The organism is Arthrobacter sp. 10L424 (assembly GCF_056395325.1).
This window is the reverse complement of sequence record NZ_JBFTJH010000004.1, coordinates 157,680-177,242: the sequence shown is the minus strand read 5'-3', so window position 1 is coordinate 177,242 and position 19,563 is coordinate 157,680. Positions and strand designations below refer to the sequence as shown.

General features: G+C 69.0%; 21 protein-coding genes. 5 read left to right on the top strand and 16 right to left on the bottom strand.

The window, feature by feature from the left end; all coding sequences use genetic code 11:
- Nucleotides 1-18: 18 nt before the first annotated feature.
- A complete protein-coding gene (locus tag AC1DC5_RS10575; RefSeq protein WP_441405447.1) occupies nucleotides 19-528 on the top strand; it encodes a MarR family winged helix-turn-helix transcriptional regulator in 510 nt (169 codons plus the stop codon).
- Nucleotides 529-603: 75 nt separating this feature from the next.
- Here AC1DC5_RS10575 and AC1DC5_RS10570 read toward each other — a convergent pair whose 3' ends face one another.
- The 8 genes from AC1DC5_RS10570 to AC1DC5_RS10535 all read right to left on the bottom strand — a co-directional run bounded on the left by AC1DC5_RS10570 (nucleotide 604) and on the right by AC1DC5_RS10535 (nucleotide 9,405).
- The gene (locus AC1DC5_RS10570; RefSeq protein ID WP_056432397.1) at nucleotides 604-1,056 is read right to left on the bottom strand and encodes a helix-turn-helix domain-containing protein; all 453 of its coding nucleotides are present in this window, start codon (nucleotides 1,054-1,056) and stop codon (nucleotides 604-606) included.
- Nucleotides 1,057-1,211: 155 nt separating this feature from the next.
- Nucleotides 1,212-1,709 (bottom strand): CinA family protein, encoded by a 498-nt coding sequence (locus AC1DC5_RS10565; protein WP_441405448.1) that lies wholly within the window; start codon nucleotides 1,707-1,709, stop codon nucleotides 1,212-1,214.
- On the bottom strand, nucleotides 1,706-2,347 hold the full coding sequence (gene pgsA, locus AC1DC5_RS10560; protein WP_441405449.1) for a CDP-diacylglycerol--glycerol-3-phosphate 3-phosphatidyltransferase: 642 nt from the start codon (nucleotides 2,345-2,347) through the stop codon (nucleotides 1,706-1,708). Before pgsA ends, AC1DC5_RS10565 begins: the two co-directional genes overlap by 4 nt.
- A gap of 25 nt (nucleotides 2,348-2,372) precedes the next feature.
- Nucleotides 2,373-5,312 (bottom strand): FtsK/SpoIIIE family DNA translocase, encoded by a 2,940-nt coding sequence (locus AC1DC5_RS10555; RefSeq protein ID WP_441405450.1) that lies wholly within the window; start codon nucleotides 5,310-5,312, stop codon nucleotides 2,373-2,375.
- A 172-nt stretch (nucleotides 5,313-5,484) separates the two neighbouring features.
- Nucleotides 5,485-7,176 carry a ribonuclease J gene (locus tag AC1DC5_RS10550; RefSeq protein ID WP_441405451.1) on the bottom strand — a complete coding sequence of 564 codons (1,692 nt, stop codon included), beginning with the start codon at nucleotides 7,174-7,176 and terminating at the stop codon, nucleotides 5,485-5,487.
- 61 nt (nucleotides 7,177-7,237) lie between these two features.
- Nucleotides 7,238-8,146, bottom strand: coding sequence for a 4-hydroxy-tetrahydrodipicolinate synthase (dapA, locus tag AC1DC5_RS10545; RefSeq protein WP_476865089.1), 909 nt, complete (start codon nucleotides 8,144-8,146; stop codon nucleotides 7,238-7,240).
- A 78-nt stretch (nucleotides 8,147-8,224) separates the two neighbouring features.
- The gene (locus AC1DC5_RS10540) at nucleotides 8,225-9,025 is read right to left on the bottom strand and encodes a carbon-nitrogen hydrolase family protein (RefSeq protein WP_476865088.1); all 801 of its coding nucleotides are present in this window, start codon (nucleotides 9,023-9,025) and stop codon (nucleotides 8,225-8,227) included.
- Nucleotides 9,026-9,045: 20 nt separating this feature from the next.
- Nucleotides 9,046-9,405 (bottom strand): hypothetical protein, encoded by a 360-nt coding sequence (locus AC1DC5_RS10535; protein ID WP_476865087.1) that lies wholly within the window; start codon nucleotides 9,403-9,405, stop codon nucleotides 9,046-9,048.
- 117 nt (nucleotides 9,406-9,522) lie between these two features.
- On the opposite strand from AC1DC5_RS10535, the gene AC1DC5_RS10530 reads away from it, so the two are divergent.
- Nucleotides 9,523-10,758: a heparan-alpha-glucosaminide N-acetyltransferase domain-containing protein gene (locus AC1DC5_RS10530; RefSeq protein ID WP_476865086.1), complete on the top strand. Its 1,236-nt coding sequence runs from the start codon at nucleotides 9,523-9,525 to the stop codon at nucleotides 10,756-10,758.
- Between the two features lie 124 nt (nucleotides 10,759-10,882).
- Here the strand turns inward: AC1DC5_RS10530 and AC1DC5_RS10525 are convergent, their stop codons facing one another.
- From AC1DC5_RS10525 to AC1DC5_RS10495, 7 genes are all read right to left on the bottom strand, one after another.
- Nucleotides 10,883-11,365: a hypothetical protein gene (locus tag AC1DC5_RS10525; protein WP_476865085.1), complete on the bottom strand. Its 483-nt coding sequence runs from the start codon at nucleotides 11,363-11,365 to the stop codon at nucleotides 10,883-10,885.
- A 5-nt stretch (nucleotides 11,366-11,370) separates the two neighbouring features.
- Entirely contained in the window at nucleotides 11,371-12,129 is a 759-nt protein-coding gene (gene dapB / locus AC1DC5_RS10520) for a 4-hydroxy-tetrahydrodipicolinate reductase (protein WP_476865084.1), read from the bottom strand.
- Between the two features lie 120 nt (nucleotides 12,130-12,249).
- Nucleotides 12,250-12,756 (bottom strand): molybdenum cofactor biosynthesis protein MoaE, encoded by a 507-nt coding sequence (locus AC1DC5_RS10515; RefSeq protein ID WP_476865083.1) that lies wholly within the window; start codon nucleotides 12,754-12,756, stop codon nucleotides 12,250-12,252.
- A complete protein-coding gene (locus AC1DC5_RS10510; protein WP_441405459.1) occupies nucleotides 12,746-13,258 on the bottom strand; it encodes a MogA/MoaB family molybdenum cofactor biosynthesis protein in 513 nt (170 codons plus the stop codon). Before AC1DC5_RS10510 ends, AC1DC5_RS10515 begins: the two co-directional genes overlap by 11 nt.
- A complete protein-coding gene (gene moaC / locus AC1DC5_RS10505; RefSeq protein ID WP_476865082.1) occupies nucleotides 13,255-13,758 on the bottom strand; it encodes a cyclic pyranopterin monophosphate synthase MoaC in 504 nt (167 codons plus the stop codon). Before moaC ends, AC1DC5_RS10510 begins: the two co-directional genes overlap by 4 nt.
- Complete coding sequence (locus AC1DC5_RS10500) at nucleotides 13,746-14,969, bottom strand: molybdopterin molybdotransferase MoeA (RefSeq protein ID WP_476865081.1); 1,224 nt, start codon at nucleotides 14,967-14,969, stop codon at nucleotides 13,746-13,748. The genes moaC and AC1DC5_RS10500 overlap by 13 nt, the downstream gene beginning before the upstream one ends.
- Nucleotides 14,970-15,061: 92 nt before the next feature.
- Nucleotides 15,062-16,651 (bottom strand): molybdopterin-dependent oxidoreductase, encoded by a 1,590-nt coding sequence (locus AC1DC5_RS10495; protein WP_476865080.1) that lies wholly within the window; start codon nucleotides 16,649-16,651, stop codon nucleotides 15,062-15,064.
- Nucleotides 16,652-16,783: 132 nt separating this feature from the next.
- On the opposite strand from AC1DC5_RS10495, the gene moaA reads away from it, so the two are divergent.
- From moaA to AC1DC5_RS10480, 3 genes are all read left to right on the top strand, one after another.
- Nucleotides 16,784-17,920 (top strand): GTP 3',8-cyclase MoaA, encoded by a 1,137-nt coding sequence (moaA, locus tag AC1DC5_RS10490; RefSeq protein ID WP_476865079.1) that lies wholly within the window; start codon nucleotides 16,784-16,786, stop codon nucleotides 17,918-17,920.
- 7 nt (nucleotides 17,921-17,927) lie between these two features.
- Nucleotides 17,928-18,194, top strand: a complete 267-nt coding sequence (locus tag AC1DC5_RS10485; RefSeq protein WP_476865078.1) for a MoaD/ThiS family protein — start codon at nucleotides 17,928-17,930, stop codon at nucleotides 18,192-18,194.
- Between the two features lie 119 nt (nucleotides 18,195-18,313).
- On the top strand, nucleotides 18,314-18,595 hold the full coding sequence (locus AC1DC5_RS10480; RefSeq protein WP_476865077.1) for a hypothetical protein: 282 nt from the start codon (nucleotides 18,314-18,316) through the stop codon (nucleotides 18,593-18,595).
- A 34-nt stretch (nucleotides 18,596-18,629) separates the two neighbouring features.
- Here the strand turns inward: AC1DC5_RS10480 and AC1DC5_RS10475 are convergent, their stop codons facing one another.
- Entirely contained in the window at nucleotides 18,630-19,550 is a 921-nt protein-coding gene (locus AC1DC5_RS10475; protein WP_476865076.1) for an alpha/beta hydrolase, read from the bottom strand.
- Nucleotides 19,551-19,563 lie beyond the last annotated feature (13 nt).

Sequence of the window (19,563 nt, the reverse complement as noted above, 5' to 3'; positions counted from 1 at the left end):
GACTCTAGAATGGTTGCCATGAGCAATCCCGCCGAAGGCCCTGGGATCCCGGGCGGCGCTGACGATTCCACCGAAGCGGCACTGACCGCCGTCGAGCACCAGTTGAGCATGCTCTGGCGCCGCGCCCGCTCCATCTCCCATCACCTCTCCCGCCAGGTCCACCCGGACATGGAACCCGCGGCCTACGGCCTGCTGGCCGTGATCCGGCGCCAGGGTGCCATCCGGCTGACCGAACTGGCGTCCAGCATCGGCGTCGGGAAGCCCTCGGTGAGCCGGCAGATCGCTTTCCTGGAACGCCTTGGCCTGGTGGCCAAGGAAGCCGACCCGCTGGACGGCCGTGCCCAGATAATCCGATTGACGCCGGTGGGCGAGGAGAAGATGCACGAGGTGCAGGACGCCCGGCGGGAAGTGTTCCGCGAACGGCTGGGTGAGTGGCCGACGGAGGAACTGCAGACCCTTGCCCGCTACATCGCCAAGCTCAACGCCACCTATGAGCGTGACGGTTTCCCCCGCGACGAACCGCAGTAACCCGCGGTCCGGGCCGGAAACGCAAGAAACCCCGGCACACCGCCGGGGTTTCTTGTCGAGTAGTGGGTGCCGGGGCTAGCGCGCCCCGGAAAGAAGGCCCTTGGCCAACTCTTCGTTGAGGTCCGTGTTGAGCTCACGGTCCAGGTCACGGCCGTACCGCTGTGCAAACTCCTGCGGGACGGTGTCCGGAACGGCAACACCCTCGGCGACGGCGACACGGTCGCTGACTTCGCGGAGCATGCTGGAGAGCGGAACATCGAGGGCCGAGCAGATCGAGGACAGCAGCTCCGAAGAGGCTTCCTTCTGGCCGCGTTCCACTTCACTCAAGTAGCCCAGCGAAACGCGGGCGCTGTGCGAGACTTCGCGGAGGGTACGGCCTTGGCGTTGGCGGACATCGCGCAGAACATCACCGATTTCGTGACGAAGTACAACCATCTTGCGCTCCTTCTGTTCGCTCTTAGCCTGATCGGCGAGGCCCACATCCTTCCAGCGGACAACGCCGTTAACGGATACGGGCTGCTTTACCATCTGTATCGCCTTGCTCCCTCTTTATGTCGAGCCCGCCGGTCAAAGCGGACACTGATGATGCTTTCATCCTAGGCGCCTCCCGTATTCGGAAGCGACACAATGTAACAACTATTAGGAATCGAGTTTTGTTCCCGGCAACTTTACGCCCGGTAGCCTTAGGGCGCCAGAGTTTCCAGCAGGCGTTCCAGGGCCGCGGCGCAGGCCTGGCCGCGGATTTCCGGCCGGTTGCCCTCGAAGCTGTACCCGAACGACGTCGCGCCCCCCGCCGTCGCGACACCGATGTAGACGGAGCCCACGTCCTTGCCGCCGTGCGGCTCGGGGCCGGCGACGCCGGTGGTGGAGACGCCGATGTCGGCGCCGCAGATCCTGCGGGCCCCCTCGGCCATGGCTTCGGCGACCTTCCCGTCGACGGCTCCGACGCTGTCCAGCAGTTCCCGGGGCACTCCCAGCACATCGGCCTTGACGGAGTTCTGGTAGGACACAACGCCGCCCTGCAGCATCCCGGACGCTCCGGGCGTGTCGGCCAGCACGGCGGCGACCATGCCGGCGGTCAGGGATTCGGCAGTCGCGACGGTCAGGCCGCGCCCGATCGCGCCGGTGACGGCCTCTTCAGCCAGGTGGTGCAGGTTGATCGTGTGGTGGGGGTTGGTCATGGCTTGCCCTCCTGGATCTTCTGTTGCTGTGCCCGGATGCCGCTGGCGCGCAGCTTGAGGGCCTCAATGACATATTCGACGCCGGTCCAGACCGTAATGGCCAGGGCCACCATCATGACGGCGAAGGCTACGAACCCGAGCCACGGCGCGATCGAGGCCAGCGGAAGGATGTACAGGAAGATGGCCACCGTCTGGATGACGGTCTTCAGTTTCCCGCCGCGCGACGCCGGGATCACCCCGTAGCGGATGACGAAGAAGCGCAGGGCGGTGACGCCCCATTCGCGGACCAGGATTAGGATGGTGACCCACCACGGCAGCTCGCCCAGCAGCGAGAGCATCACGAGGGCCGAGCCGATCAGCAGCTTGTCGGCGATCGGGTCGGCGATCTTGCCGAAGTCGGTGATGAGGCCGCGGCTGCGGGCGATGTCGCCGTCGAGCTTGTCCGTGTAGATGGCAAGGGCGAAAGTCGCCGCGGCAACCCAGCGCCAGACGCCGTTCTGGGCGACCAGCCCGGGTGCGTCGAGCAGCAGGAACCAGATGAAGAACGGCACCATCGCAATCCGCAGCATCGTCAGGATGTTGGGCAGGTTCCAGATCCGTGGGGCGGATCCGGCACTGTTTGCTTCTGGGCTATTCACCTTCCTAGGCTACCGTCTTCGCCTGCTACCGGCCGGTGAGCGACCAGGCGTCCTCGGAGCCATCCTCATCATCCCCGGAGCCGCCGTCGGCGCCGTCGTGGTACTCGATCGCCTGGGTGCGGTTGTCCAGGTCCGCCGCGACGAGGTCCTCCGCGTAGCCGCCCTGGGCGATGTTCGCGTTGGCGTTGTCGCTCAGCGCCGCGGTCTGCGAGTCGGCGGTGGCGGGCACGTCCATGCCCTTCATCGCGGCGAGGACCGCGGCCAGGTCGTCCGGCTTCACCAGGACGTCGCGGGCCTTCGAACCTTCCGAGGGACCCACCACTCCCCTGGACTCGAGCAGGTCCATCAGGCGGCCGGCCTTCGCGAACCCGACGCGCAGCTTGCGCTGCAGCATTGAAGTGGAGCCGAACTGGGTGGTCACCACCAGCTCGGTGGCCTGCAGCAGCACCTCGAGATCGTCCCCGATGTCGTCGTCGATCTGCTTCTTCTGCGCCTCGGGAGCGACGTCGTCGCGGTACACGGCCTTGAGCTGGCCCTTGACGTGTTCGACCACCTTGTGGATTTCGGACTCGGTGACCCAGGCGCCCTGGACACGCATGGCCTTGGAGGCGCCCATCGGCAGGAACAGCGCGTCGCCCTGGCCGATCAGCTTCTCGGCGCCCGGCTGGTCCAGGACCACGCGGGAGTCAGTGACCGAGGAGGTCGCGAACGCCATCCGGGACGGCACATTGGCCTTGATCAGGCCGGTGACGACGTCGACGGAGGGCCGCTGCGTGGCGAGCACGAGGTGAATGCCGGCCGCGCGGGCCAGCTGGGTAATGCGGACGATCGAGTCTTCGACGTCGCGCGGGGCGACCATCATGAGGTCGGCGAGTTCGTCCACGATCACCAGCAGGTAGGGGTACGGCCGGATGACCCGCTTGGAACCCTCGGGCGGGTGGACCTTGCCGGCACGGACGGCCTTGTTGAAGTCGTCGATGTGCTTGAAACCGTAGTTGGCGAGGTCGTCGTAGCGGGCGTCCATTTCGCGGACCACCCACTGCAGGGCCTCGGCGGCCTTCTTGGGGTTGGTGATGATCGGGGTGATGAGGTGCGGTACGCCCTCGTAGGCGGTGAGTTCCACCCGCTTGGGGTCCACCATGACCATGCGGACCTCGTCGGGCGTGGCGCGCATCAGGATGGAGGTGATCATCGAGTTCACGAACGAGGACTTGCCGGCGCCGGTGGCGCCTGCGACCAGCAGGTGCGGCATCTTGGCGAGGTTGGCGACGACGTAGCCGCCCTCGACGTCCTTGCCGACGCCCATGACCATCGGGTGGTCGGTGCGCCGGGCGTTCTGGCTGCGGAGCACGTCGCCCAGGGACACCGTCTCGCGGTCCGAGTTGGGGATCTCGATGCCGATGGCGGACTTGCCCGGGATGGGGCTCAGGATGCGCACGTCGGAGCTGGCGACGGCGTAGGAGATGTTCTTGGACAGTGCCGTGACGCGTTCCACCTTGGTGCCCGGGGACAGTTCGATCTCGTACCGGGTGACGGTGGGGCCGCGGCTGAAGCCGGTGACCTGCGCTTCCACGTTGAACTGGTTGAGGGTTTCGGTCAGCGACGCGACGATCGCGTCGTTGGCCTCGGTGCGTTCCTTGGGGATGGAGCCCGGGGTCAGGACGTCCGACGCCGGCAGCGTGTACGTCACGTCGCCGGCGAGCGAGAGCTGCTCGGTGCGCTGCGGGATCGGCGTGGGAAGCGGCGCCGGGGCCACGGGGTTGGAGGGGACCTTCGCGGCGGCTGCGACCGCCGCGGTGCCGGGTGCGGGGGCGTCCGGGTTCAATGACCCGGCGGCGATCATCCCCGGGGTGACCAGCGGAATCGCCTCGGTGGCGTTCTCCCCCGCCGCGGCACTTCCGAGGCCCTGGGCGGCCTTGATCTTCTCGACGGCGATCTCGGCCTGGGTGGGGCGGCGCACCCCGGGCGCGACGGACTTGGCGCCCGCTTTCGCGCCGCCCGCGGCCCGGGCGGCCTCGGCTTCCTCGTCGGCGATGAGTGCCCGCTCGAACGCCTCGTCGCCGACGTAGCCTTCGAGCCCGGATTCGTCCTCGGGGTCCTTGCCGAAGAGGCGGCGGCGCTTCTTCTTCGCCGGGGCCGGGGTGTCGTTTTCGTAGAGGTAGCTGCGGTCGTGGCCGTCGCCGCCGTCGGCGTCGTGATCCTGCAGGTCTATTCCCATGAGGTGTTCATAGGCGCCGCGCAGCCGGGCGGGGATGGCGCCGAATGGCGTGGCGGTGATGATCAGCAGGGACGTGAAGGCGAGCAGGCCGTAGACGGCCAGCGGGACGGCGGAGTGGATGGCGGCCAGTGGGGCCGCGGCAAGGTAACCGAGCATGCCGCCGGCGTGGCGCAGACCGTCGAAACCGTCGGCGACGGTCGGTTCCCCGCCAATGACGTGGGCAAGGCCGGAACCGGCGAAGGTCATGATCAGGAAGCCGATCCCGATCCGGTTGTTGCCGCGGCCGTCGACGGGCTGGCGGAACAGGCGGAAGGCGCAGACAAAGAGCATCAGCGGCAGGAGCAGCGCCATCCAGCCGAAGGTGCCGTTGACGATCCCGTAGACCATGTCCGGGAACCAGCCCTGGAAACCCCACCAGGCGAAAGTGGCGACGAAGACCCCGAGTGCGAGGTTGAACAGGGCTGCGCCGTCGCGGCGGTCCTCTGGCGCGAGATCGCTGACGTCGTAGCCGATCCGGCGGATGCCCGCCCCGACCACATGCGCAACACCCAGCCAGGCGCCGGCCACAACCCGGACCAGCCAGGGCTGCCTGGGTTCGACGGCGGCCATCTGGCGGGTGCGCGCGGTGCCGGTCGATCTGCCGGTCCTGCTGGATTTGGACGCAGCCGGGCCGGAGCCCCGGGTCGAAGAGCTGCCTGATTTACCGCTGGAGTTTCCTCTTGGCGCGGAGGAAGTACGTGTCGCCATACCCGCAACGGTACCCGACGCGGGCTTGAAAACCGCGGATTTCCGGGGTTCCGCGGGGATCATGTTGCCGTCCGAACACGCAAAAACGGCCCTCCCGGTCCGCCGCAAGCGGGAGCCTGCGGCAGGCCGGGAAGGCCGTCGTGGTGCGGAGCGCTGACGCTACCGCCGGCGCTTAGGCCTCCAGGACCACCGGGATGATCAGGGGCTTGCGGCGGAGCTTGCGGTTGACCCAGGTGCCGACGACGCGGCGGACAACCTGCTGCAACTGGTGCGTGGTGTGGTCCGAGCGGTTGAGCACGGCTTCTTCCAGGGCGGCGTTGATCTTGGGGATGATCTCGTCGAAGACGGAATCGTCTTCGGCCACGCCGCGGGCGTGGATCTCAGGCCCGGAGACGACCTTGCCGGTGGCGCGGTGAATCACGGTGATGATGGAGATGAAGCCTTCATCGCCGAGGGTCTGGCGGTCCTTGAGGTCAGCTTCGGTGACTTCGCCGACACTGGAGCCGTCGACATAGACGAAGCCGACTTCGACCTGGCCGACGATGTCGGCCTGGTGGTCGCGGAGGTCGACGACGGTGCCGTTGTCCGCGAGAAGGATGCTCTCTTCGGGGACACCGGAGTCGAGGGCGATCTTGCCGTTAGCGATCAGGTGGCGGGTTTCGCCGTGAACCGGCATTGCGTTCAGCGGCTCGAGGATGTTGTAGCAGTAGAGCAGCTCGCCGGCGGCGGCGTGGCCGGAGACGTGCACCTTGGCGTTGCCCTTGTGGATGACGTCGGCGCCGAGCTTGAGCAGGCCGTTGATGATGCGGAAGACGGCGTTCTCGTTGCCCGGGATCAGGCTGGAGGCGAGGATGACAGTGTCGCCCTTGCCGACGACGACGCGGTGGTCACCGTTGGCCATGCGGGACAGTGCTGCCATCGGTTCGCCCTGGGAACCGGTGGACATCAGCACCACGCGGTTGTCCGGCAGGTTGTCGATGTTCTTGATGTCGACCAGGATGCCCGGGGGCACGTCGAGGTAGCCGAGCTTCTCCGCGATGGTCATGTTGCGGACCATCGAGCGGCCGACGAAGGCCACCTTGCGGTTGTGGTTGGCGGCGGCGTCGAGCACCTGCTGGACGCGGTGCATGTGCGAGGAGAAGGACGCGACGATCAGGCGCTTGGAGGCCTGGCCGAAGAGCCGGTCCAGGACGGGTCCGATTTCCTTTTCGGCGGTGGTGAAGCCCGGCACGTCGGCGTTCGTGGAGTCGGACATGAACAGGTCCACGCCTTCTTCGCCGAGCTTGGCGAAGTGGCGGAGGTCGGTAATGCGGCCGTCGAGCGGCAGCTGGTCCATCTTGAAGTCACCGGTGTGCAGCACGGTGCCGCCGGCGGTGCGGAGGAACACGGCAAGGGCGTCCGGGATGGAGTGGTTGACGGCCACGAATTCGCATTCGAACGGGCCGAACTTCTGGACCTGGCCCTCGGTGACGGTCTGGATGATCGGCTTGATCCGGTGTTCCTGCAGCTTCGCCTCGATGAGGGCCAGGGTCAGCCGGGAACCCACCAGGGGAATGTCGGCGCGCAGGCGCAGCAGGTACGGGACGGCGCCGATGTGGTCCTCGTGGCCGTGGGTCAGGACGACGGCGACGATGTCATCGAGGCGGTTCTCGATGTAGGAGAAATCGGGCAGGATCAGGTCGACGCCGGGCTGGGTTTCCTCCGGGAAGAGGACGCCGCAGTCGACGATGAGCAGCTTGCCGTCGATCTCGAAGACGGTCATGTTGCGGCCGATCTCCCCCAGGCCGCCGAGCGGGACGATCCGCAGGGTGTCCTTGAGCAGTTTCGGCGGCGTGACAAGGCCGGGAAGGGCGGTTTGGGTCATAATGCACTACTTTCCAGGCGGGTACCGGCCCGGTCATTCCTGAACAGGATCAAGCACCTGATCAGGAAAAGACCATTCCGGCTTCCGCCAAGTCCTCGCGGATGGATTCGATCTCAGCTTTGTCCGGCTCCACGAGGGGCAAACGGACAACCGAGTTGGGCAGGACTCCCTGCCACTTAAGAACTTGCTTCGCAGCAACAGCACCCTGGATATGGGTCATCACTGCACGGACCACGGGGTCCAGTTCGAAATGTATGGTGCGGGCGGTGGCGAAATCGCCCGCAAGTGCGGCATCGATCATGGCGCGGAACTGCCGCGTCGCGACGTGCGCGGAGACGCTCACGAGTCCGGCGGCCCCGGCTGCCATCCACGGCAGGGTCAGCCCGTCATCGCCGGAGTAGACGTCAAGGTCGGTGTTTGCGAGGACCCGGGTAACGGCCGCGAAGTCGGCTTTGGCGTCCTTGAGCGCAACAATGTTCCGGTGATCAGCGAGCCGGATCATGGTTTCGGGCAGGATCGGCACGCAGGCACGGCCGGGGATGTCGTAGACCATCACGGGAAGGTCGGCGGCGTCGGCGACGGCTTCAATGTGGGCCTGGATTCCGGCCTGGCTCGGCTTGTTGTAGTACGGCGTGACAATCAGCTGGCCGTGGGCTCCGGCTTTGGCGGCGCGCTTGGCCATCTCGATCGAGTGGGACGTGTGGTTGGTGCCGGTTCCGGCGATCACCTTGGCACGGTCCCCCACGGCTTCCACGACCACGCGGAAGAGCTTTTCTTTCTCATCGTCCTCCAGAGTGGAGGTTTCGCCCGTGGTGCCGGAAATGACGAGGGCATCGTGGCCGTCGTCGACGAGCTTGATGGCCAGCTCCGCGTTCTGCTGGTAATCGACTTCACCGTCGGAAGTGAAAGGCGTGACCATGGCGGTTACGAGGGATCCGAACGTGGAAGAGCGAGTGAGAGAGTCAGCCATATGAAAAACGTTACCCTGTCCCCGGTGTGATCGGACAATGACGGCGACGTGATGAAGATCAAATCCGGGCCGGGAGCCTCACCCGCGGTCCGGCCGGGGGGCCGGCTCCCGGCGCCTTCCGGCCCCGCGTTCGTAGGCGTAGTGGTCCAGGGTCCCGTACTGCAGGGTCGCGGTCACCACCTCGGACCCCGTCCCGGCGGCCTGCCGGATGACGAGCCCGTCCGGCCCCCAGAAACCGCTGCCGCCGGCCGAGGGGCCGAACTCCGTGGTGCCGCCGAGGTTCGCCAGCACGCTGAACATCCTGTGGTCCATGGCGCGGGCGCCGAGGTGCAGGGCAAGCCGGTGGTCCTCGCCGGCGGAGTAGAGGGCCGAGACGGCATAGATGTCGGCGCCCGCCTCCGCGGCCTCGCGCGCATGAACCGGGCGGGCGGCATCGAGGCAAACGGCCAGGGCAATTTTCCAGCCGTCGAGGTCCAGGACGGCGGGGCGGTCCCCGGGCTTGAAGAACTGCTGCTCCGGGCCGTGGAGCCAGACCTTGAATGACGCTTCCACGTCACCGCCGGGCTGCAGGGCGAGGGACGCCAGCCGGGACGTGCCGTCCGCTTCCCGGAACGGGGCCCCGACAACCGCGGTAATGCCGGTCCGCCGGCAAATTTCGCGCACGCCGTCCAGCCGCGGGTCCGCGGCAGTAACCCACCGCTCCGGGTCCGCCAGTCCTCCCAGGTCGTAGCCGGTCAGGGAGAGTTCGGGGAAAACCACCAGCCGGGCACCGTGGTCGGCCGCGTCTTCGATGAGGCGGATGTGCTCCGGAACGTTGGCGGCAAGGCTGCCGTCGAGGGCTGTGTACTGGATGGCGGAAAGCGTCAGCGCGGTGGTCACAGTGCCATCCTAGGCGGGGCCTACCCGGCGGGGGCAGTCCCGCCGGAGGGTGAGGCGCAGTAGCGGCTGACGGCGTCCTCCCGCAGCCCCTCCGCCCACGCCGCGAGCCGCTGGGCCGCCCGAACGTAGTCGAAGAGTTCGCCGGGCGTGAGCGCAACGAGCTCGGTTTCGGCGAGCCGGCGGGCCAGTTCGGCGCCGGGCGCCTGCGCCGACAGGACGGTCCCCTCCTTGTGCCACTGGACGTCCTCTGCCGGTTCCCCGGCGACGAGCTGCCGGAAGAGGAAGTCCACGACGCCGGGACTCATCGCTTTCAGCACGCCTGCTGTTGCATCCGACGGGACAGCGTCCGGCGGGAAGGCGGGTTCTGGTCGGTTGTTCATGACGACATCGTATTCGAACATATATTCGAACACAAGGGGCTGTGCAGCTCCTGTGAACATCCCCCAATCCATCCCCTGGCCGAAGTTCACCGGCCCTGATCGTGAGACGATCAAAAGATGACGTCGCGCGGAACAGCCTCCACTTCCCGGTCCGCAGCAGGCAAGCTCGGGGGTCCGCGGCTGTCAGGCATCGACGCCGCCCGCGGAGTGGCCCTCCTGGGCATGATGGCCACGCACATCTTCCCGACCTTCGAGTCGGACGCCCAGCTCACGCCCACCTGGGTGGGCCTGGTGTTTTCCGGGCGCGCCTCGGCCCTGTTCGCCGTCCTCGCAGGAATCGGGCTGGCACTCTCAACCGGCAAGCAACAGCCGCTGCACGGTCCCCAGCTGTGGGCCGCCCGCCGGGGAGTCGCGCTCCGGGCCCTGGTGATCGGGGCCGTCGGGCTTTCGCTCGGCGGGCTCGAAGTGAACATCGCCATCATCCTGGTCCACTACGCCGTGTTGTTCCTTTGTGTGCTGCCGTTCCTTGGGCTCGACGTCAAACACCTGCTGGTGCTGGCTGCCGGCTGGGTGCTGGTCAGCCCGGCGGTGGCCTTCCTGCTGCGGCCATGGCTCCTCACCGCCGAACCTCCCCTGCAGCTGGGCCACAACCCGCTGTGGGAGGACCTGACCACGCCGTCCGTGCTGCTCGGGGACCTCTTCCTGACCGGCTACTACCCCGTCCTGCAATGGATTACCTATCTGCTGATCGGCCTCGCGATCGGCCGGCTGGCCCTCACCTCGGCGGCGGTCCCGGTCCTGCTGCTGGCGGTGGGATCCGCAGTGGCGGTCCTGGCCAAGTGGCTCAGCATCGTGATGATGGAGGACTGGGGCGGCAGGGCCGCGCTGCAGGCTTCGCTGCTCAATCCCTCGTATCCGCTGGAGAGCCTCCTGCAGGTCAACCTGGCCGGCGTGGAACAGACCGGTTCCGCCTGGTGGCTCGCCTCCAGCGCCCCGCACTCGGGCACCACGCTGGATCTGCTGCACACCTCGGGCGTGGCGGCCGCCGTCGTTGGCGTCTTCCTGATCCTGGGCCGGCTGGTCCAGGGGGCCCGGCTGGACGCGTTGCTCCCGCTGCGGGGGGCCGGCGCCATGACCCTGAGCCTCTACACGGCACACCTGTGCGTGATGGCCTCGCTGTACGGCCAGCCGCTGCCGGCCGGATGGACGGTCGAGGGCGTCTATTGGGTGCAGGTGGCGGCGATCCTCGCCCTGGGCGGAATCTTCGCGGCCCTGGCGTGGCGGGGGCCGCTGGAGTGGGTGGCGCACGCGGCCAACCAGCTCGGCCGGTACCAGCCGGCCCGCATCCGCTAGCTCTCCCGGAGCTGTGCCCGCGGCCGGGGGTGCCGGGCCTGGGGCCGCACGGGGCGGCACGACAGTCGCCGCGGCACTCCGCCACGGCGCGCTGCCCGGCGCCGGAATTCCCGCCCGTAGCGGATCAGGCCTGGCGGGATCCCGTACGGTACAGCCGGACGGCGTCGCGCATTGAGGTGCGCGCCCGCTTGCGGTCGCCCGCGGCGTCATAGGCGCAGCTGAGCCGGAACCAGGAGCGCCAGTCGTCCGGCGCGGCTTCCGTCTCGGCACGGTACTTCTCAAATTCCCGGTCCGCGGCTTCACGGATGATCCGCCCCGCGGGGGTGCGCGGCAGATTGTCTTCCGGCAGCCCGCCCTCGGCTTCGAGGATTTTCGCCAGCCGTTCGGTCCGGGCGCCGAAGAGCAGTTCGCGGACCAGGGCCCAGGCGCCGATCACCGGCAGGAGCAGATACGCAACGCCGATGGCCTTGGCCACCGGGTTGGGGTCCGTCATCAGCAACACCGCGCGCTGGAAGGACACCACTAGGTAGAAGACCAGCAGGAGCGTGACGGCCCCGACCCAGATCTTGGTGCGGTTGGCTTTGAAAGCGGTCAGGACGTTGGCCACGGCGTTCAGAGCCCCAGGTCCAGGTAGCCGTCCAGGCCGACAGTGAGGCCAGGGTTGGCCGCGACGTTGCGCACGCCCAGCAGCACGCCGGGCATAAACGAGGCACGGTCGAAGGAGTCGTGCCGGATGGTCAGCTGCTCCCCCGGCCCGCCCAGCAGGACCTCCTGGTGCGCCACCAGGCCGCGGAGCCGGACGCTGTGGACGCGGACGCCGTCGACGTCGCAGCCGCGCGCGCCGGGGCGCTCGCTGGTGGTGGCGTCCGGGCTGGCGGGGAGGCCGGCGGCTGCACGCTCGGCGGAGATCAGCTGCGCGGTCCGCTCGGCGGTGCCGGACGGGGCGTCCACTTTGTCCGGGTGGTGCAGTTCGACGATTTCGACCGATTCGAAGTACCGCGAAGCCTTGGCCGCGAAGGCGGAGGCAAGGACCGATCCGAGCGCGAAGTTCGGCGCGATCAGGACTCCCACGCCGGGCTGGCCGGCGAGGAGCTCCTCGAGCCGGCCCAGCCGCTCCGGATCCCAGCCGGTGGTGCCGACAACGGCGTGCATGCCGTGTTCGACGGCGAAGCGGACGTTCGCTTCGGTGCTCTCGGGGACGGTCAGGTCCACCACGATCCGGGCTCCGGCGTCGACGAGGGTGTCCAGGGAATCGTTCCGGCACAGCGCGGCGACAAGCTTCAGGTCCGCGGCGGCCTCGACGGCGGTCACCGCTTCGGCGCCCATGCGCCCGTTCGCGCCCAGCACGGCGACTGCGAGTTGTTCGGTCATGCCATCAACCCTACCGCCGGGGCGGGTGCCGCCTTGAACCGGGGACCGCGCGTTACAGGCCCCCCAGGTTTCGCAGACCATGCGCACATCCGGTGCACCTCCGGTGCGGCGCGGGCGGGCCTACGCCCCCGCGCCGACCCACTCGACCGTGCCGTCGGTGAAGAACTGTTCCTTCCAGATCGGAACCTGGGCCTTGACCCGGTCCACCAGTTCCGAGCAGACTGCGAAGGCCTGGCCACGGTGCGCGGCGGACACGGCGCAGACCAGGGCGGGATCACCGATTTCCAGCATCCCGATCCGGTGCGCCACCCAGATCCGCACCGGCTGGGCCGCGCCGGTGGCTGCCGCAGTGCCTGCCCCGGCGGGTTCTCCCGCGGCCGCCTGCTCGGCGACGAGCTGCGCGACGACGTCGGCCATCACCTGGTGCGCGGTCGGGTGCGCGCTGTAGCTGAGCCGCTGGACCGGTTTGCCGCCGTCGTGGTTCCGGACGACGCCGCTGAAGCTGACTACCGCGCCCGCGGTGTCCGATTCCACGGCGGCGATGGCCTGGTCCACGGAGATGGGCTCGGCGCTCAGCACAGCGTTCAGCACTTCAAAGGCTGGTTCAAGGGCTGGTTCAGTGGCCATGGCTGCCCTCCAGCTGGTCGCAGAGGTGTCCGAGGACGGGGTCCAGCACGCTGAGGCCGTCCATGACGCCCTTCGGGGAGCCGGGGAGATTGACGATGAAGGTCTGGCCGGCCGCTCCTGCGTGGCCCCGGCTGAGCATCGCCAGCGGGGTTTTGGCGATGCCGGCGCCGCGGATGCCTTCCATGATGCCGGGGATCTCCCGGTCCAGCAGGGGCAGGGTCTGTTCCGGGGTGGCGTCGGTGGGGCTGAGGCCCGTGCCGCCGCTGGTGATGATGACGGCGGGCGCCTGGGTCAGGAGCGCGCGCAGGGCTGCGCCGACGGCTTCGCCGTCCGGGACCACCATTGCCGGGTAGGTCTCGAAGCCGTGCTCGGTGAGCCAGTCGATGATGACGGGGCCGGTGAGGTCCTCATAGATTCCGGCCGCGGCCCGGGTGGAGGCGATCACGACGCCGGCCTTCCGCCCGGTGGCTTCGCCGTGCCGGTGTGGTTCGGGCATGCTCATATTGTCCAGTCCCCGCTCTTGCCGCCGCTTTTGGCCAGCACTTTGATGTTGGTCAGTACCGCGTGCTTGTCCACGGCCTTGATCATGTCGTACACGCTAAGGGCGGCCACGGAGGCTGCGGTCAGCGCTTCCATCTCGACGCCGGTGATGCCGCGGGTCTTGACGGTGGCGAAGACGGTGACGGTGTCGGTGTCGAGTTCGAAGTCGACGGTGACTTTGGCGATCGGCAGCGGGTGGCACAGCGGGATCAGGTCCGCGGTCTTCTTGGCGGCCATGATCCCGGCGACTCTGGCCACGGCGAGGGCGTCGCCCTTGGGCAGGTCTCCGGCGCCGAGGAGGGACAGGACCTCGGCGGTGCTGCGGACCGTGGCGGTAGCCGTGGCCTCGCGGGTGCTCTCCGCCTTGTTGGACACGTCCACCATCTGGGCCGTGCCGTCCTGCCGGAGGTGGGTCAGGCCTGTGGTTCCCGTTGGCGGGTTTTCTTCGTTCACAGCATCCATACTTCCACCTCGGCGCCCTCGGCGAGCGCGGCAATTCCTTCCGGCACCTGGATCAGGGCGTTGGAGTGCGCCAGGGCACTGACGAGGTGCGAGCCGGCGCCGCCTTCCAGCCGGACGGTGCCGTCCGGGAGGGCCGTGCCGCGCCGCACCTGGTGCTTGCCCGGCGGGGACGTCAGCGCCCCGGCGAGCCGTGCCCTGACCACCGGACGCGGTGCGGGAGAGCCGAAGAGTTCTCCAAGCGCCGGGCGGAGGAACATCTCGAAGGAGACGAGGCAACTCACGGGGTTCCCCGGGAACCCGAGGACCGGAACGCCGTCGAAAGTTCCGATTCCCTGCGGGCCGCCGGGCTGCATCGCGACGCCGAAGAAGTCGACGTCGTGGCCCTCCATCGCCTGCCGGACCACCTCGTAGGCGCCCTTGCTGACGCCGCCGGTGGTGACGATCAGGTCCACGTCCGCGGCATGCCGGCGCAGCAGGGCGGCGAGTTCCTCCGGGCGGTCGGTGGAGATCCCGGTCCTCGTGACGTCGAGGCCGGCCTGGCGCATGGAGGATTCCAGCAGGGTGGAGTTGGAGTCGTAGATCTTGCCGGCGCCCAGGGGGCCGCCCGGCTCCACTACCTCGTCCCCGGTGGTGACCAGCAAGATTCGCAGCGTCCGGTAGACGGGCACCTCGGTGAATCCCAGTGCGGCCAGGAGCCCCAGCTGGCCAGGCCCGAGGAAGGTGCCGGCGCCGAGGGCCTGCTCCCCGGCCCTGATGTCGCTGCCCGCGTCGCGGACGAAGTTCCGTGCCGGGACGGCGGGCAACCGGACCGTGGCGGGGACGCCGGGCGCGGGGAACAACGAAGGCACGGCCTGTTCGATTGGGACGACGGCGTCCGCCCCGGGCGGCATCATGGCGCCGGTCATGATCGGGGCGGCGGTCCCGGCGGCCAGCTCGGGCGGCGCAGCACCGGCCGGAACGGGAGCGACCACGCGCAGTTCGCCGCCGCCATCGGGCACGTCGGCGCTGCGGATGGCGAAGCCGTCCATCTGTGAATTCTCGAAGGGGGGCAGGTCCAGCGGAGCCACGATGTCCGCCGCGAGTCCCCGGCCAAGCGCCGCGAGGATCGGGAGCCGTTCAATCCGGTCCGGGGTGCGGAGCGGGGACAGGAGCCGGCGGACCGATTCGCGGTGCTCTTCCACGGTGACGTGCCGTGCCTGGGTGCGGTGCATGCGTTGGTGACCCCTCGTCTTGAGCCTGTGGCTGGGTTCGCCGGTCCGGCTCCCTGGCCCGGCTCCCTGGCCCGGCGTGGTGGCCCGGCCCGTTAGGACTTCACGTCCACTCTAACCGTGTGGAAGCCGGTGGCCCCGCTGGGCGCAGCGGGCGCGCGGTCCTCTACCTGCGCGGCGCCGTTAAGGTCCGTGGCGCGGACCTGGACCTCGTACTGGCCGGGGGTGAGCGGCAGGGCCAGCTTCCACTGGTACCAGGTGTCCTTGGAGATCCCGGGGGCCAGCTCCGCCTGCTGCCACGCGCCGCGGTTGACCCTGAGCTCCACACGGCCGATCCCGGTGTGCTGGGCCCAGGCGACCCCGCCGAAGGCGACCATGCCGGCGCTCACGGAACGGCCGTCCCGGGGCACGTCGATGCGGGAGGAGGTCTTGACGGGTCCCTGCTCGCTCCACCCGCGGGGTGTCCAGTATCCGACGTCGTCCGCGAAGCGCGTCACCTTGAGCTCAGTGACCCACTTGGTGGCCGAGACGTAGCCGTAGAGGCCGGGAACGATGAGCCGGACCGGGAAGCCGTGTTCCAGCGGCAGCGGCTCTCCGTTCATCCCGACGGCAAGGAGCGCGTCCCGGGTGTCCGTCAGCACCTCCAGCGGAGTGCCGGCGGTCCAGCCGTCCGTGCTGCGGGATAGAACCATGTCCGCGCCGGCCTTCGGACCGGCGAGCGCCAGCAGTTCCCGGACCGGCCAGCCCAGCCAGCGCGCGTTGCCGATCAGGTCCCCGCCCACCTCATTGGAGACGCAGGCGATGGTGACGTGCCGTTCGACCAGGGGCTTGGCAAGCAGCGTGGCGAAGTCCAGCGAGATCTCCCGCTCCACAAGCCCGGTGACCCTCAGGGTCCACTGGCCCGGGTCCAGCACCGGGACACGCAGTGCGGTGTCGATCCGGTAAAAATCCTTGTTCGGGGTCACCAGCGGACCCACCCCGTCCAGCCGGACCTCGGCGCCGGCCGGGATGGGCGGAGCCGGTGACGCCGGTACGGGGAGCGCCAGCTTGCTGCGCAGTTCACTCACGACGGCGGCGGCCCCCCGGAACGTCGCGGCCAGGACCCCGGCGAGGACGGCAACGGCGGCTGTACCGCCCAGCACCTGGAAAAAGCGGCGGCGGGAAGCCGGCCGGCTGGGCGAGGCGCTTTCTGGAGCACCGGCTCCGGGGCCGGGACCCGCCGGCACTGCTGCCTCTTCGGTTTGCCACTCCTCCAGCCGCCGGATCAGCCACCTCAGCAGGATCATGCCCACGACGGCGGCGAGCAGCGGGACAGGGACCGCGTTCGGCGTCAGCTCGCTCCGGCCCAGCACGGCCGCCAGCCCCGCCACGCCGAAGACGGCAATGATGGCGACCCCGGCGAAGCGGCGCCGCAGCTCCGCGACTCCGGCCAGGGCGGCCAGCGCCGCGATGACGAGTCCCATGCCGCCCAGCAGGGCGACCTTGTCCGCCGTTCCGAAGAGCGCAACGGCCCAGTCCTTCACGCCGGGCGGGACCACATCGATCACGGCGCCCCCGACGGCGGTCACCGGGGAGAGCGACGGGCTCACGAGACCGGCCGCGAGCTCGCCCAGGGCGAGCCCCGTTCCGACGGCCACGACTCCGGCCGCCGCTGCCAATGCCGTCGCCCGCTGGGAGGTGTTCACCCCTCCAGCATAGGTTCGCGCCGGCGCGGCGGCACCGGCTGCCGGGCAATGCGCCGGACCGGGCTCACTACCGGGCGCAATATGGGGCTCAACAGCAGTGATGCCGGCGCCGAGGTGGCGTAGCCTGACATTATGAGTGTTCAGCTTGGTATGCCCCAGCCCCGCGCGGAGGACGGTTCCGGCGCGGGCACTTCCGGCCTGCAACTCCCCGGGCGCCCGGCCGGGATGCCCGCCGGCCTCGTGGACCGCTACGGCCGCCGCGCCACCGACATGCGGCTCTCGCTGACGGACAAATGCAATCTGCGCTGCACCTACTGCATGCCCGCCGAGGGCCTGGAGTGGCTGTCCAAGCAGGCCGTGATGTCCGCGGAGGAGATTGTCCGGATCGTGCGGATCGGCGTCGACATGCTGGGCGTGCGGGAACTGCGGCTCACCGGCGGTGAACCGCTGGTCCGGGCCGATCTGATGGACATCATTTCTGCGCTCCGTCACGCCCACCCCGACCTCCCGATCTCCATGACCACAAACGCCGTCGGGCTGGACAAGAAGGCCGCCGGGCTCAAGGCCGCCGGGCTGTCCCGGATCAACGTTTCGCTGGATTCGCTCCATGAGGAAACGTTCACCCAGCTGACCCGCCGCCCCTTCCTGAACAAAGTGCTGGCCGGCGTCGACGCCGCCTGGGCCGCCGGGCTGGGCCCCGTGAAGCTCAACGCCGTGCTGATGCGCGGCATCAACGACGCCGAGTCCCCCGCCCTCCTGGCCTGGGCGCTGGACCGCGGCTATGAACTGCGCTTCATCGAGCAGATGCCGCTCGACGCCGACCACGGCTGGACCCGCCGGAACATGATCACCGCGGCGGAAATCCGCGAGCTGCTCTCCGTCGATTACGTGCTCAGCAGCGATCCGAGGGACCGCGACGGCGCCCCGGCGGAGCGCTTCGAGGTCCGGGCCCGCGTGCCCGGCACGGCCGAGGCGACCGGGCCGGTGCTCGGAACCGTGGGGATCATCGCCTCCGTGACCGAGCCGTTCTGCTCCGATTGCCGCCGCACCCGCATCACGGCCGAGGGCAAGATCATGAGCTGCCTGTTCTCCCGCGAGGAAGTCGATCTGCTGGGGCTGCTCCGCGAGGGCGCCAGCGACGAACAACTCGCCGAACGCTGGCAGGACGCCATGTGGATCAAGCCCAAGGCCCACGGCATGGACCACGTCGGACTGGACGCCCCGGACTTCGTCCAGCCGGACCGCAGCATGAGCGCCATCGGAGGCTGAATTACCTGTGAATGTACGTTACTTCGCTGCCGCGCGCGCTGCTGCCGGCGTCGACGAGGAGCGCTTTGAACTCCCCGCAGACGCCACCGTCAGCTCACTGCTGGAGGCGATCCTCGCCGTCGAGCGCCCGGAACCTCCGGCCGGGACCCCGCCGCTGGCGCGGCTGCTGTCCCGGAGCAGCTTCCTGCTCAACGAGGTGGCGGTGCGGAACCGGGCAGCCACGCTGCGGCCGGACGACGTCGTCGACGTGCTGCCGCCGTTCGCCGGCGGCTAAGACCTGCCGGATCCCGGCCGCTCCCCGACCGGATTTTTGGGTACCGCACACTCCCCGCCGCGCGTAGCTTGGAAGCATCCCAGCAATCCCGGGATCACCAGCCGGAAGGACAGGAAGCGATGTACACCTTGCAGATAGAACACGCAATCACGGACTTTGACGTGTGGAAGGCCGCCTTCGACCGCGACCCGGTGAACCGTGCCGCGTCCGGGGTTACCGCACACCGGGTCAGCCGCCCCGTGGACGATCCGCACTCCGTGGTGGTCGAACTCGATTTTGAGCAGCGCGACCAGGCGGAGGCGCTGCTTGCGAACCTGCAGACCAAGGTCTGGAACTCCTCCGACTTGGCCCCCGCGCTCAAGGGTGCCCCGAAGACCCGGATTCTCGAGTCCGCTCTCTAAATAGCGCCGGCGGTCCAGCGTCAGAGCCGGGTCCTTACGCGACGGCCAGCGCCTCCCGCACGGTGTCCGCGACGGCGGCGGCACCCGCCGCGCCCATGACGATGGTGTAGTGGTTGACGTCCGGGATCTCGCGGACCGTCAGGGCGGGCAGCTTCTCCGCCCAGGCGTCCAGATAGCCGGGGGCGTACAGGCCGCCGGGTTCGTTGAGCAGGCCGCGCGGCGCCCGCAGCACCAGGGTCTCCACAGCAAGCTCGTCCAAGGCCTTCAGGAGTGAGGCACCGCGGTGCAGCTCGGCGGTATCGTCCGCCATCGCCTGGTAGCGGGTGGCCGGCCGGAGCACCGGTTCCTCACCGGTGAGGTCGTAGTCCACGTACTCCTCCACAAACGGGCTCCAGTCGGCGCTAAAGGCCGGATGCTGCCTCCAAAAGCTGCGGTAGACCTCACGGCTGGGAAAAGTGGCGTTCAGCCGCTCGGCCGCGGGACCCAGCACGGCGGCGACGATCTGCTCGTCGCTGAGGCCCGCCGGAACCTGCAGCGGCAGACCGCCGTCGACCAGTACGAGGGACCGCACCCGCTCCGGGAACAGGTTCGCCAGCACCACGGCGGCGAAGGCGCCCATCGAATGGCCGACGACGACCACGGGCCCGGTGCTGTGTGCGGCCAGCACGGCCGCGAGATCCTCGGCGTGGGCGGGCATACCGTACGGCGCCGGGAGCGCGTTGCTGCGGCCCCGTCCGCGCAGGTCGGGGGCGATGATCCGGACGTCCGGCAGGGCTTCGGCCAGTTCCGGCCAGGCCTTGTGCGACGCGGTGACCCCGTGCACCGCCAGGATGGTCGGGGAGGCGGGGTCTTCGGGGCCCCAGATGGCGGTGTGCAGGGTGCCGCCGCGGACCTCGACCTCGGTGGTCCGGTAGCTCGAGGTGCTGGCTGCCAGGTTTGTGGCTGGAGTGCTCACTGCTTGATGGCTC

What these genes read in the sequence shown, in the direction of transcription:
- AC1DC5_RS10575 (WP_441405447.1), top strand. Translation starts at nt 19, where the DNA reads ATGAGCAATCCCGCCGAAGGCCCTGGGATCCCGGGCGGCGCTGACGAT.
- AC1DC5_RS10570 (WP_056432397.1), bottom strand. Translation starts at nt 1,056, where the DNA reads ATGGTAAAGCAGCCCGTATCCGTTAACGGCGTTGTCCGCTGGAAGGAT.
- AC1DC5_RS10565 (WP_441405448.1), bottom strand. Translation starts at nt 1,709, where the DNA reads ATGACCAACCCCCACCACACGATCAACCTGCACCACCTGGCTGAAGAG.
- AC1DC5_RS10555 (WP_441405450.1), bottom strand. Translation starts at nt 5,312, where the DNA reads ATGGCGACACGTACTTCCTCCGCGCCAAGAGGAAACTCCAGCGGTAAA.
- AC1DC5_RS10550 (WP_441405451.1), bottom strand. Translation starts at nt 7,176, where the DNA reads ATGACCCAAACCGCCCTTCCCGGCCTTGTCACGCCGCCGAAACTGCTC.
- dapA (WP_476865089.1), bottom strand. Translation starts at nt 8,146, where the DNA reads ATGGCTGACTCTCTCACTCGCTCTTCCACGTTCGGATCCCTCGTAACC.
- AC1DC5_RS10535 (WP_476865087.1), bottom strand. Translation starts at nt 9,405, where the DNA reads ATGAACAACCGACCAGAACCCGCCTTCCCGCCGGACGCTGTCCCGTCG.
- AC1DC5_RS10530 (WP_476865086.1), top strand. Translation starts at nt 9,523, where the DNA reads ATGACGTCGCGCGGAACAGCCTCCACTTCCCGGTCCGCAGCAGGCAAG.
- dapB (WP_476865084.1), bottom strand. Translation starts at nt 12,129, where the DNA reads ATGACCGAACAACTCGCAGTCGCCGTGCTGGGCGCGAACGGGCGCATG.
- AC1DC5_RS10515 (WP_476865083.1), bottom strand. Translation starts at nt 12,756, where the DNA reads ATGGCCACTGAACCAGCCCTTGAACCAGCCTTTGAAGTGCTGAACGCT.
- AC1DC5_RS10510 (WP_441405459.1), bottom strand. Translation starts at nt 13,258, where the DNA reads ATGAGCATGCCCGAACCACACCGGCACGGCGAAGCCACCGGGCGGAAG.
- moaC (WP_476865082.1), bottom strand. Translation starts at nt 13,758, where the DNA reads ATGGATGCTGTGAACGAAGAAAACCCGCCAACGGGAACCACAGGCCTG.
- AC1DC5_RS10500 (WP_476865081.1), bottom strand. Translation starts at nt 14,969, where the DNA reads ATGCACCGCACCCAGGCACGGCACGTCACCGTGGAAGAGCACCGCGAA.
- moaA (WP_476865079.1), top strand. Translation starts at nt 16,784, where the DNA reads ATGAGTGTTCAGCTTGGTATGCCCCAGCCCCGCGCGGAGGACGGTTCC.
- AC1DC5_RS10480 (WP_476865077.1), top strand. Translation starts at nt 18,314, where the DNA reads ATGTACACCTTGCAGATAGAACACGCAATCACGGACTTTGACGTGTGG.